The organism is Vibrio sp. 10N.261.51.F12 (genome assembly GCF_041471725.1).
Classification (GTDB): domain Bacteria; phylum Pseudomonadota; class Gammaproteobacteria; order Enterobacterales; family Vibrionaceae; genus Vibrio.
In genome coordinates, this window is the sequence record NZ_JBFROV010000052.1 from 2,538 (window position 1) to 15,283 (window position 12,746).

General features: G+C 43.7%; 11 protein-coding genes and 1 pseudogene. All 12 read left to right on the top strand.

Annotation, left to right across the window (positions count from 1 at the left end):
* Positions 1-144 precede the first annotated feature (144 nt).
* Positions 145-1,911, top strand: a pseudogene (locus tag AB4405_RS23110) (polysaccharide deacetylase family protein); the annotation flags it as partial.
* Entirely contained in the window at positions 1,912-2,478 is a 567-nt protein-coding gene (locus tag AB4405_RS23115) for an acyltransferase (protein WP_372062993.1), read from the top strand.
* Positions 2,479-2,488: 10 nt separating this feature from the next.
* Positions 2,489-3,526 carry a lipopolysaccharide heptosyltransferase II gene (gene waaF, locus AB4405_RS23120; RefSeq protein WP_372062968.1) on the top strand — a complete coding sequence of 346 codons (1,038 nt, stop codon included), beginning with the start codon at positions 2,489-2,491 and terminating at the stop codon, positions 3,524-3,526.
* A complete protein-coding gene (locus AB4405_RS23125; RefSeq protein ID WP_372062969.1) occupies positions 3,523-4,536 on the top strand; it encodes a glycosyltransferase family 9 protein in 1,014 nt (337 codons plus the stop codon). The genes waaF and AB4405_RS23125 overlap by 4 nt, the downstream gene beginning before the upstream one ends.
* 7 nt (positions 4,537-4,543) lie before the next feature.
* A complete protein-coding gene (locus tag AB4405_RS23130; RefSeq protein ID WP_372062970.1) occupies positions 4,544-5,539 on the top strand; it encodes a glycosyltransferase family 2 protein in 996 nt (331 codons plus the stop codon).
* Positions 5,532-5,939, top strand: a complete 408-nt coding sequence (locus AB4405_RS23135; RefSeq protein ID WP_372062971.1) for a GtrA family protein — start codon at positions 5,532-5,534, stop codon at positions 5,937-5,939. Before AB4405_RS23130 ends, AB4405_RS23135 begins: the two co-directional genes overlap by 8 nt.
* Positions 5,940-6,057: 118 nt before the next feature.
* Positions 6,058-7,404, top strand: coding sequence for a 3-deoxy-D-manno-octulosonic acid transferase (locus tag AB4405_RS23140; protein WP_372062972.1), 1,347 nt, complete (start codon positions 6,058-6,060; stop codon positions 7,402-7,404).
* Between the two features lie 2 nt (positions 7,405-7,406).
* On the top strand, positions 7,407-8,678 hold the full coding sequence (gene waaA, locus AB4405_RS23145; RefSeq protein ID WP_372062973.1) for a lipid IV(A) 3-deoxy-D-manno-octulosonic acid transferase: 1,272 nt from the start codon (positions 7,407-7,409) through the stop codon (positions 8,676-8,678).
* Between the two features lie 108 nt (positions 8,679-8,786).
* Positions 8,787-9,656, top strand: coding sequence for a phosphotransferase (locus AB4405_RS23150; RefSeq protein ID WP_372062974.1), 870 nt, complete (start codon positions 8,787-8,789; stop codon positions 9,654-9,656).
* Between the two features lie 2 nt (positions 9,657-9,658).
* On the top strand, positions 9,659-10,705 hold the full coding sequence (locus AB4405_RS23155) for a hypothetical protein (protein ID WP_372062975.1): 1,047 nt from the start codon (positions 9,659-9,661) through the stop codon (positions 10,703-10,705).
* Between the two features lie 54 nt (positions 10,706-10,759).
* Positions 10,760-11,701 carry a WavE lipopolysaccharide synthesis family protein gene (locus AB4405_RS23160; protein WP_372062976.1) on the top strand — a complete coding sequence of 314 codons (942 nt, stop codon included), beginning with the start codon at positions 10,760-10,762 and terminating at the stop codon, positions 11,699-11,701.
* Between the two features lie 20 nt (positions 11,702-11,721).
* Entirely contained in the window at positions 11,722-12,723 is a 1,002-nt protein-coding gene (locus AB4405_RS23165) for a WavE lipopolysaccharide synthesis family protein (protein WP_372062977.1), read from the top strand.
* Positions 12,724-12,746 lie beyond the last annotated feature (23 nt).

The window sequence follows — 12,746 nt, forward strand, 5'->3', positions numbered from 1 at the left end:
GGTCCTGGGTCCTGCAGGATTGTGTATTAAAGACGACACCTGTCAACGACAACCAACGGTTTTCCGTATATTCACCACAAGCACCACCTAGGGCCTAGGAACCGCTCTTTCCTAGGACCATTTTTAGTTTTAAAGGATACCACCATGAACATTCTTATGGCCCTCTCCCAGCTTGAAGTGACGGGAGCAGAAGTCTACGCCACGACGGTTGGCAATGAATTAACCGCTCGAGGTCATAATGTGTTTTATGTGTCTGACACGTTAACCAAGCCTCATGATGGTCCCTTTTTTTCTTTGCGTTTTAATAAGCGCAGTGTGCCGCGTCGTTTTTGGCATGTGGGTTATTTAATTTATCTCATCAAGAAGCACAACATTCAGCTTGTGCATGCGCATTCACGCGCCTCGAGTTGGAGTTGTCACGTCGCGTGTAAGTTGACGGGTACGCCTATGGTAACGACCGTGCATGGTCGCCAGCCCTCGCATCGAACCCGTAAAAAATTTCATGCTATGGGTGACAAAGCGCTTCCGGTGTGTGAGGCGATTCGTAATCAATTGGGTAAAGATCTTGAGGTGCCGTCGCATAAGATGATGGTTGCTAGAAACGGCATTGAAACGCGTCACTTTTTCCCTACAGAGCCTCCCAAAAACGATAAGCCCGTTATTACTATTATTGGCCGTCTTACCGGCCCAAAAGGGGATCTATGCTATCGCCTGCTTGATGAGTGCCTCGATACTGCCCTGTATCATATTAAAGTGGTCTCAGGTTCAGCGATGGAGCCTCGTTTCGAGCGTTTTCAAGGTGATGTCGAATTTACTGGCTACACCAACGATGTGGCAGCGCTGCTCCATGAATCTGATTTAGTGATTGGTGCTGGCAGAGTGGCGATGGAGTCATTGCTTTGTGGTCGCCCTACGCTTGCTATTGGTGAAGCTAATAACATAGGTATTGTAACACCGACGAATGTGGCACAAGCAATGGCTACCAATTTTGGTGATATTGGCCCCAAAGATTTAGATATTGATTTTTCTGCTATCGCTCAGCAAATCGAAGTTGGTCTGACGACCTCGCACTGTGAACCAGAGGTTTCCAGCACGATTCGAGACAACTACGACTTAGCCAATGTCACCGATCAGCTTGAAACAATCTATCAAGATGTGGTCATCAAAAAGGTGAAGAAAGACATCCCTGTCATCATGTACCATCGCTTTATCGATAATGATGATCAGAAAGGGGTGCACGGGACTTATCTGCACGTCGACATGCTTGAAAAGCACTTTAAACTCATCAAAAAAATGGGCTTTGAAGCGATTACCTTTGAAGATCTCAGCAAATTAAAAATGATTGATCGCCTTAATCCTAAAAAGCGCTACATCATGATTACTGTTGATGATGGTTATGTTGATAACCTCACGCTCTTACTGCCTTTGTTAGAAAAATACGATTTAAAAGCCGTCGTCTATGCGGTGACCGGCGAGACGTTTAATCGCTGGGATGTCGAGAACGACGCTAACCCGGAAAAACGGGTCGAGTTAATGAACTCGGAGCAATTAAAGCAACTGGCAGACTCTGGTCGAGTGGAGATTGGTGGGCACACACTGCATCATCCGATGCTTTCTACGTTATCCCCAGCAGAACAAGAAAAAGAAATTAATGACAATAAACACATTCTCGAAACTCTGTTAGGTAAGCCTCTCACGTCTTTTGCTTACCCTTATGGTGACCTAGACGATTCCAGTAAAGCTATCGCGCAGCATGCGGGTTATCAGTACGCTGTGGCGACTAACTCCGGTCCGCTTGCATTTCATCAAGACTCGTATCAAATTCGCCGTATCGCTATTTTTCCAAAGACCGATGTATTTGGGCTGTGGCGTAAAATCAAAGGCGATTACCTGTTTAGAAAGTACGGCAAAATGGGGATCCAGAGTGTACCGTTTAAGATTCGACGTCGAAACAAGATTCGGGTCGATGATGCGTCCTGTGTCAAAGCACACAAAAAATGTCGCATTCGTGACTGTAATATCACCTTGAAAGGCGATAACAATGTGCTTATTTTTGAAGAAGGTGCCAACCTGCGAGGCGTAAACGTTGAACTAGACGGCTCGCATTGCACCGTTGTCATTGGCAAACACAGTGTGATAGGCGGTGGCTGCTTTATTTCAGCGAGAGAAAAAGGCACAACCTTGACGATCGGTGAACACTGCATGCTTTCTAGAAATGTAAAACTAATGACCAGTGATGGCCACGATATTACGGTTGACGGCAAGCGTATCAACCCTGCGAGAGATATTAGTATCGGTGATCGCGTTTGGCTTGCTGACAATGTCACGATATTAAAAGGCGCATCCGTAGGAAATGGGGCAATTATTGGTATTAACGCTACGGTTACTAAGGCAATCCCTGAACGTACCATTGCGGTAGGAACCCCTGCAAAAGTCGTGCAACACAATGTAGAATGGTCAGAAGAGTTAACCTATTAAGTTGAACGTGATGAAAATACTCATAATAGGCCCGTCATGGGTCGGTGATATGGTGATGTCGCAAAGTCTCTATATTACGCTAAAACAGTTGCATCCACAGGCTACGATTGATGTTTTAGCACCGGCTTGGTGTAAGCCTATTCTAGAGCGAATGCCGGAAATAGAGACGGCCATCGAGATGCCTATTGGACATGGTAAATTTGACCTAAAAGGGCGATACCAGCTAGGTAAATCTTTACGCGGCAAAGGCTACACCCATGCCTTTGTGCTGCCCAATTCCGCCAAGTCGGCGTTGATTCCAATGTTTGCAGGGATACCAAAGCGTATTGGCTGGAAAGGTGAATCACGTTACGGCCTGTTGAATGATTTAAGACCTGACAAACGTATCTTCCAATATATGGTTGAGCGGTATGTCGCGCTCGCCTATTCGAAATCAGAGATGCGCCAGCAGGTTCAACTCGAACGCTGCTCTCCCCCTCAGTTATATGTTGACCCATCACTGCAAGCCCAAACGCTCGCCAAGTTTCACTTGAATGCGGAGAAGCCGATCATCGGTTTATGCCCAGGTGCCGAATTTGGACCAGCCAAGCGATGGCCTGATGAATATTATGCCACGACGGCTCAGTATCTCATCGAACAAGGGCATCAAGTGTGGTTATTTGGCTCAGCGAAAGACAAAGAGGTCACTGAAAAAATTCGCACGCAACTTAGTCTCGATGCTCAGCAACAGTGTTTTAACCTTGCTGGGGAAACGAGTTTGATTGAAGCCGTGGATTTACTGGCCGCCTGCCATACGGTTATCTGTAACGATTCTGGTCTCATGCACGTCTCGGCCTCTGTTGGCTGCAATATTATTGCCGTCTATGGTTCCAGTTCTCCAGACTATACGCCACCGCTGTCTCAAAACGTTGCGGTGGTTCATACTGACATCGAGTGTCGCCCTTGCTTCAAGCGTGAATGCCCACTAGGGCATCAAAAATGCCTAACCGAACTGAAGCCAGAGGTTGTCATCGCTCAATTTAACCAATTAAATGGAACCCCATCATGAAGCATTTGTGGTACGAAAAAGGTGCTTACGCCTCTAAAAAAGCTAAGGCCTATATCGCCAACGAATTTTCACCCGAGAAAATCAAGAAAATCGCCGTAATTCGTCATGCGGCGCTTGGTGATCAAGTGATTACCCGTCCTTTCCTGATTGAGGCTCGTCGATTTTTTCCAAATGCTGAGATTACCCTAGTGGGTGTGGCCAACTATCAGTATGGCTTGCCCTCTGATCTTGTTGATCACACCATTATCATGGCCGATCGCATTCAAAAGAAAGACATGTCTGTTAAACAACAATTGGACAATTTTCGCCAACTGGATGAACAAGATATTATTTTTGATCTCGCAGGGACCAGTCGCTCGCACTGGATGACCTTTTTTAGCCAAGCAAAGCTAAAGTTTGGTTTCCCATATCACTCAATTATGCGTGGCACACTGTATAACATCGCGGTTTTTCGCTCTGATTTCCAACCAGAGTTAGAGTGCATGTTAGACATGCTCAAGATGCTGGGTCATAGCCCTAAGATGCCGTTAGATTTTGGCTATCCAAAGCATGATGATGTGTATGTAGACAGTGAGCAGCCAGAGATCTTCTATTTCAATGGCGCCTCACAGACTCGTAAGATCCTGACACAAGAGCAAATGAAGCAACTGATGGAGAAAGTCACCACGGAACTCCCTCACTATAAGCATGTCTACCTAGAGGGTAAGAATGACTTTGAAAAAGCAGACTTTCTTACCGATTTAACGACGAAAGATAACTTTGCTATTCAACCTTGCTTAGACTTAGACGCACTGATTGAAAGAATTGCCAAAGCGAAACTTGTCGTCGCACCCGATACCGGGATACGAAATATTGCGGTATCAACGTATACGCCAACCGTAGGTATCTTTTATATCACGGTGCCATTTCGTTATACGCCACTGGATGGACGTCACCATATAGTGATGAATGCCAATGGCGACATTCCGTCAAATGAACAAATTATCGAAGCGATTCATTACGCTCTTTAGGTAAATTATGTCTACAAAGAAGCCGACTATTTCCATCATCTGTCCTTGTTACAATGAGCAAGAGGTTCTGCACATTTTCATGGAGCGTATTACTGCTGTTCTTAGTGACACGCAGTACGACTATGAGCTTATCCTGATCAATGATGGCAGCAAAGATGACACACTCAGCGTTCTCAATACGATAAAAGAGCAAGACAAACACGTCCGTGTCGTGAATCTTTCGCGTAACTTCGGCAAAGAAGCGGCATTAACCGCTGGTCTTGACCTTGCTCGAGGCGAGGTGGTCATTCCTATCGACGCCGATTTACAAGATCCTCCTGAGCTCATTCATGATTTCCTAAGAGAATGGGAAAATGGCTTTGATGTTGTGGTTGCCAAACGTGTTGATCGCAGTACGGATACCTGGGCAAAGAAACTAAGTGCCGAGCTTTTTTATAAATTCCACAATGCTGTTGCTCAAGTAGAGATTCCTGAAAATGTCGGTGACTTTCGCTTAATTAACCGACGTGTAGTAGATGCAATTCAGTTACTTCCTGAAAACCAGCGTTTTATGAAGGGGATTTTCTCGTGGGTTGGCTTTAAAACGTCGGTCGTTGAATATAAGCGTGACGCACGAGAAGCAGGCGAAACCAGTTTTAACGGCTGGAAGTTGTGGAACTTTGCCTTAGACGGCATTACCAGTTTTAGCACCGCACCGCTGCGTATTTGGCTTTATGTGGGCGGATTCATTTCTGCGCTGTCATTTATTTATGGCAGTCTGACCATTATTAAAACGCTTATCTATGGCATTGATTCACCCGGTTATGCATCACTGATCACTGTGATACTCTTTCTTGGTGGCGTACAGCTTATTGGTATTGGTGTGATGGGTGAATATGTCGGTCGGCTCTATATGGAATCGAAACGACGTCCAACGTACATTATCGAAAGCGACGATTACCACGATAAAGATGATGCTTCTGACAAGAAGAATGCCTTAGAAAAGGGCGAGCATAGTGAGTGATCTGCTCAATCGCTTATTACAATATCGTATTGTACGATTCGGCTTAACGGGCGGACTGGCGACCGCTATTCATATTAGCGTCGCTTTTGTCTTCTTGGCTTACATCAAAGATAATGTATTTTTAGCTAATATCTGCGGATTCACTCTCGCTTTTATTTTCTCTTATTTTGCACAAACTGTGTTGGTGTTTAGGCACAAGGTAAACTGGGGAAATGCGGCTCGCTTCTTTTTGGTCCAATTTGGCTCTTTGATGGCAGCACAAGGGATTAGTGAGCTGTTTTCTAACGTGATACTTTCTGGCGTTAACAGTTATCTACGTGTCATTATCGTTGTCTTCATTTTGCCTATTATTACCTATGTCGTACATAAGGTGTGGACATTCTCAGAAGCTAGAGCTTAGAGCTTAAGATGTCGAAATAAGAAACACGAAACACGAAACACGAAACAAGCAGTAACCACTTGGTATTTTAATAGACCTTGTTTTTATTCACTTATACTTCAGGACGTTGACTCTCAACATGTTATCAAAATCTTTTTTAGATAAAAACTTCACCGCCCTTTACTTACTGGGCCTCATCGTGGGTCTCGGGTTTGCTTTTGTCTACGCAGACAATCAAATCCTCCTTGGCGACCAGATGCAAATGATCGAAAAGGGCTACCTTGGTGCGTACGCTGATGTGTGGTTGAACTTTGGTAATGGTGCCAGTGCGGTAGGAAATGTTCCTGGTTCGCTTTCTACGTGGTTAGTGGCGGGTCCATTGCTGGTATGGGACTCACCTTGGGCGCCAGTGTTGTTATTGTTCGCAATGCGCATCGCTTCTTTGTTCCTACTCGACTCTGTGCTCAAGCAAATCTTTGATAAACCGATGCGTTTGGCTTTCTTAGCCCTGTATTGGCTTAACCCTTGGTTACTGTACGACAGTCTTCTTTATAATCCATCTTATTTGTGCTTCTTCGCTTCTCTGCACCTTTGGAGCGCATTCAAGATGAGAGAAGGTAAGTCATTTATCTATACCTTCTTGCACATCCTATCTATTGGATTAGCGATGCAGCTTCATTACTCGTGGCCTGTTCTCGCCGTCTTATCGCTGTACATGTTTTATCGCGAAATGGGCAAGGTGTCTTGGGTGGGATTTACCGCTGCGCTGGTTGTGCTAATGGTCTCTCTGATACCGTACTCCCAAGAATATCTAGCAAATGATGAACTGAGTAGGGATGATAGCGATCGCTATATTGGTTATGGATTAGTCCACGTTTATCCTGTTTTAAAAGCGCTACTTTATTGGGTTCGTTATGCTTCTTTACTCTTCTCAAACAAGGTCATCGCTTACAGTGAGTTTCATTGGTTTACGAGTATTGAGTTCCTTAGAATCGCAGCGCTGTATTTGTGGAAAGGGATTATCTTCTTAATCGGCGGCTTGTCCGTTGTGTTGTCGGCCAAAGTCAGCTGGGATTGGTGGAAGTCGATCAAGAATGACATCAAACGCGTCCCCAATACACCTGTCGTCAAAGACAAAGCGCAATGGCTCAAACTCTATGCCTTTGGTGCGGTGATTGGTGTTTTAGTCAGCGCGGCATTATCGCCAATCACGTTCTCCTATTGGCATTTAATCTTGATTTATCCATTCGCCTTGATTCCTATGATATTTGCTATTCAACGTTACTCGGAGAGTCATGGGCATCTAGTGGCAAAAATTGCACCCGTCGTCGTTGGGTATTTATTGGTGATTAATGTTTTGGCATCTCATGACAGCATTAAGTACTCGTATACCGTTAGCTTTAGCGATCAGGTTAATCAGTATTTACTCGAAACGCCTAAGAAGTATAAATTGGACCAACGCGATGCATTCAAGGGGCTACTATAACCATGCTACGAGTCCTTTATTCTTTACTTCTAGCACTAATTGCGCCTTTATTTCTTTACGGTTTATACAAAAAAAAACCAGGAAAGCCATCGGTAGGCGCTAGATGGAAAGAGCATTTTGGGGTGACGCCTTTATTGGCGCTTCGCTCCAATGAAGCCGGAGGTCCCTTATGGATTCACGCGGTTTCCGTTGGTGAGGTCATTGCGGTTTCCCCCCTTATAAAGGCGATTAAACAACAACATCCGTCCCTTGTGGTTGTGGTAACCACAACCACACCGACTGGCGCAGAACAAGCAGAAAAACTCGGTGATTTAATCCATCACCGATACATGCCATTAGATTTTGGGTTCGCATTGCGTCGTTATATCCGCATTATCCAACCTAGCCAATTGTTGATAATGGAAACAGAGCTATGGCCTAACACTCTGCATGCTGCAGCAACGGCGCAGATCCCAGTTAGTATTCTCAATGCTAGGCTTTCTGAACGGTCTTATCAGCGCTATAAAAAAGTGAACGGGGTTGTTCGCTCTATGTTTTCACACCTTCAGCATATTTATTGCCAAAATAGCGATGACCAAATACGGTTTCATAACCTTGGTGTCCCGATGTCAAAAATCACAGTCACGGGTTCTATAAAGTATGATATTCAGGTTGATCCAATGACTCGTCAACATGGTCGCCAACTAAAAGAGCTATTGGGAAGCCGCCCTGTATGGGCCGCCGCCAGTACTCATTCTGGTGAAGATGAGTTGATTATCGAGGCACATAAGGCCTTGTTAGTCACTCATCCCAACGCCCTGCTCATACTGATACCTAGGCACCCAGAACGATTTAATCAGGTCTTTGAGCTTTGTCAGCAATTGGGGTGTGACACCGTTCGACGAACCCAAGTTCACGATAGCTTGCCAGCAAGCTCTCAAGTCTATCTTGCCGATACCATGGGGGAAATGATGATCATCCTTGGTGCTGCAGATATTTGTTTTATGGGTGGAAGCTTACTTGGCGACAAAGTTGGCGGACACAATTTATTAGAGCCGGCTGCATTAGGCGTGCCCACACTCATCGGTCCAAGCTATTTCAATTTTAATGAGATTACGGAGGTATTAACCTCCAGAGACGCCACCCTTGTCGTCAGCGCTCCTGAGCTTGCCGCGACATTAAACCAGCTATTCAATCATCCTCAGCAATTATCAGTAATGCGTCAAGCAAGCTTGGAGGTTGTGGCTGAAAATCGTGGTAGTATACAAACCACAATAGATCGCATGTATTTATAATTATGTTTCGTATAAGAACTACATGCCTAAATAACCTCGTGTGGCTATAACCTCCTAGGTCTATAGCCACCTATTTTACTTTTATTCGTTTTAAGGGTTTAAGTTTTGATGGATATCAGCTCAAAAATACAGGCGTCGTCGCATTCAGGTGCGACGCTGCAAGTACTTCAAGAGTCTGGCGAGTACTTTGTTCGCAAGCAGATTCATTCCGCCATTGACAAAAACCTGAGTGCGATTCAAAAACAACGTCGTTTTAAATCGATTAAAACACCCAGTTACGACATCATCGCTATCCCAGTCACGGATATTGATCATCAAGAAGATGAGCTTTCTATCATGATGCCTTATATCGAAGGTTTGGGTGGTGAACAAGTTGCCTACAAAGGCTCCAAAACCGTAGCAAAAAACCTTAAAGTTGCTCTGGATTTTTATCTGATCAATGGCATCGCTCTCAGTGATGACCAGCTCTATCCTGTCGACTCTGTGATAGATAAGCTAGAGCAAATATCGAATAACTTGGAAGATAAATGGTCTCTTTTCCCTGATCTTGAGTCACACCTAGCGACGTTCAAGCAATATTGTAATAAAGACCTATTGATGCCAATGGGTGAGTGTCATGGTGATTTAACGCTCTCCAACCTTAAGGTCACTGAAGAAAATCAACTCGCACTGTTTGATTTCCTCACGTGCGAGATTAATAGCCCTATCCAAGATGCTGCCAAGTTAATACAAGACTTCGAGTATGGGTGGAGCTTTAGAAAAGAGAAGGTCAGCGTTCGTATTAAAGGTGAGATTTTTTGTGAGCATGCTATGCCCTCTTTTCTCAAAACCCTAGACCGACTCTTCTTCTATGAAATGAGAGTCGTAGAAACTTTAACCATATTGCGGATTGCCCCTTATATCCAAGAACAGGACAATGTTACTATTGACTGGTTCAACAACGTCATGAAAAAAACCATGCGCAAAATAATAGGATAACTATGTTTACGTTAATTCTTCCCGTCGCCGGACGCTCCTCTCGATTCCCTAATATGCGTCCAAAGTGGCTGCTTACCATGCCTGATGGCAAACTCATGATCGAAAAATCAATCGAGAACATCGATTTAGATGTATTTGATCGTGTTGTGGTTGTGTGTCTCAAAGAGCACCTAGAAAAGTACACATCAGAGGAAATGGTTTTAGAGAGCTTTGAGAAAAGTTGTGGCGTAAAACCCGACTTAGTCATTCTGGATGAGCCAACATCATCCCAATCCGACACGATTTATCAAGCGATTAAGCAAGGTAATATTGAAGGTTCAATCTTCATCAAGGATTGCGACAACCTCTTTACTTGTTCACCAGAGCCTATCAACTCGGTTGCAACCATAGACCTAAATGACATTGAATTAGTCGATGCTAAAAATAAGAGTTATGTCGAAGTTGATTCTCTTGATGTGATTTCTAATATTGTAGAGAAAGAAGTCATCAGTAACTTCTTCTGCTGTGGCGGCTATAGCTTCCGTTCAGCCGATGATTTCTGCCAAACGTTTGACAGCATTTCGTCAGAAAGTGAAGTGTATATTTCACATGTTATCTACAAAATGCTGATGTCGAACGAAGAATTTGTTCGCAAAACTGCAACCGATTATCTTGATTGGGGGACACTGCGCGAATACCGTCATTACTGTAAAAAACACCTCACTGTTTTTTGTGATGTTGATGGAGTACTACTTAAAAATGGCAGTAAATTTGCCAAAAGCGGTTGGAAAACACCTGGACTTGAGGCTAACTTGCGCAAAATTGCAGAACTGCAAAAAGACGGTGGGCTGTTCCTTGTCTTGACGTCTTCTCGTCCAGAAAGTGCGATTGAGTACACTACCCAAGAGCTCGCTAAGTTCGGGGTGCGCGTGGATCGTTGTTTATTTGGTTTACCACACACTCGTCGCTACTTAATCAACGATTACTCTGCCACTAACCCTTATCCATCTGCAGTCGCTATTAACCTAGAACGTGATAGTGAAACACTTAGCCATTTATTTGATGACTAACTCGTCATATGCCAGTCGACGCTGTCGACTGGCAAAGATTACGGTACCCCTGCTATGCCTTCCATTATTCAAGATGAATCGATCACTTTTGTTGTCCAAGGCCCTGTTCAAGCGAGCTCAAGCCGTAAACAAATTTCAGGTATCACTCATCAATGCCTGAACTCTATACGCCAATACTTTCCATCCTCAACGATTATATTGTCTACGTGGGAAAACCAGCCAGTTCAGGGGCTTGATTATGATGAGTTAGTAGAATCAAAAGACCCTGGCAGCAATACTATCTATCACGACGATACACCGGTTACACTGAACAACAACCGTCAGATTATCAATACACATGCAGGATTGTCTCGAGTAACAACCCAATACGCGGTTAAAATTAGAACAGACAATGTACTCACTGGTCGACAATTTGTTGATCTATATCAGGAATATAACCAACTACCTCGAGACCCCAAGCTTTCCTATTTTAAACAACGAACGTTAACAAGTAGCACTTTTTTTCTGAGCTGCCACTACGGAAAGCCCGTTCATTTCCACAAAAGCGATTTATTTGACTTTGGTTTAACGGAAGATTTGCTAAAAATCTGGCCGAATATACTGGTCAATGAGCCTCGTTTTGTCCAACAGCCAGGATATAAAGTTCGATACCCAGCTACTGAGCAATTTCTTTGTTTATCTTGGTTAGGGGCGTTACTTAACAAGCCATTACACATTAATGCAAAGGCCGATGATGACGCAGGGCTAGGTCGAAAATTTTGGCCTCTGTTTTTGGCAAATAATATCATTATCGACCTGCCAGAAAACCTGGGGCTTGATGTCACAGAGCGTTTTTACAAACGGGGCAACTTTGCGCTTGAGTATGATCTGAAAGATTGGCTTTATCTCAATGACGCCTCACCATCGCCAAAAGATGTAAAACGTCTTTCTCGAGCACTCAAAGCTGCCACGGCTACTGTTGCTAGAGCTTTAAGCAAGCCAAAATCACTAAGCTAACGTTTGATGAAGTAACTACCATGACCCAGCAAAGCCAATCAAAATACCGAAATGGTCCAGAAAACCGTATCGAATCAAAAGATATTACCTTTGTAATTCAAGGACCAATATTTCCAGACATCACCGTAAGCAGTATCCATTCGCTCCGCCGCTTATTCCCAAGTAGTCCAATAATATTGTCAACTTGGGAAGGCAGTGACACCCATGAGTTAGACGTTGATGTAGTTTTACTTAATCAAGATCCTGGAACCACAGTGATAGGCTATCGCCAAGACGATTCCCCAATGTGTATTAACATCAATCGTCAATTACGGTCGACACTAAGTGGTTTACGTCAGGTGAAAACTCAGTACGCGGTAAAGCTTAGAAGTGATAACATCATCAATGATTCACGCTTTGTGGATGAGTTTTTCAATTACCCAAAGAGAAATGAACAGTACTCTATTTTTAACCAAAGAATTGTTACCAGCACGTTTTATGCGAAAGAACAAACTAAAGGTATTTCTATCCCCTACTTTATGTCTGATTTTTTCCACTTTGGATTAACAGAAGACCTTCTAACGCTATGGGATATTGAAGAGTTTTTGCCTTTTCTGTACGACAAAGAAAAAAAGGGACAACGTCAGCATTGGCAGAGCCCAAATCGCCTACTTCATACAGAGCAAATCATGTGGAGTAAATGTCTGAGCAAGTTTTTCGACGTAGCGCTAGTCGACGAGTATGGTCAGTCAAAAGATATCGAAAAGTCATATCAATATATGATTAATAACCTCATTTTACTTGATAACGAACACAGCCTAAACCTCTCGGTTCAACCGCGCTTAGAACAACCAAACCCATTCCCTTATGAGTTTATATCTCAAACACGTTGGACATGGCTTTATCAGCAAGAATTTAACGTGACATCCAGTATTGGTTATCTATTTAAACTTAAATGGTACCTAGCAAGAGTGTTGAAATTTGGTCACAAAGGTATCGTCAACAGCATAAAAACCGCTACAATTCGATACAAAACTAGATGAAAATCTAGATTACAAAACCAAAC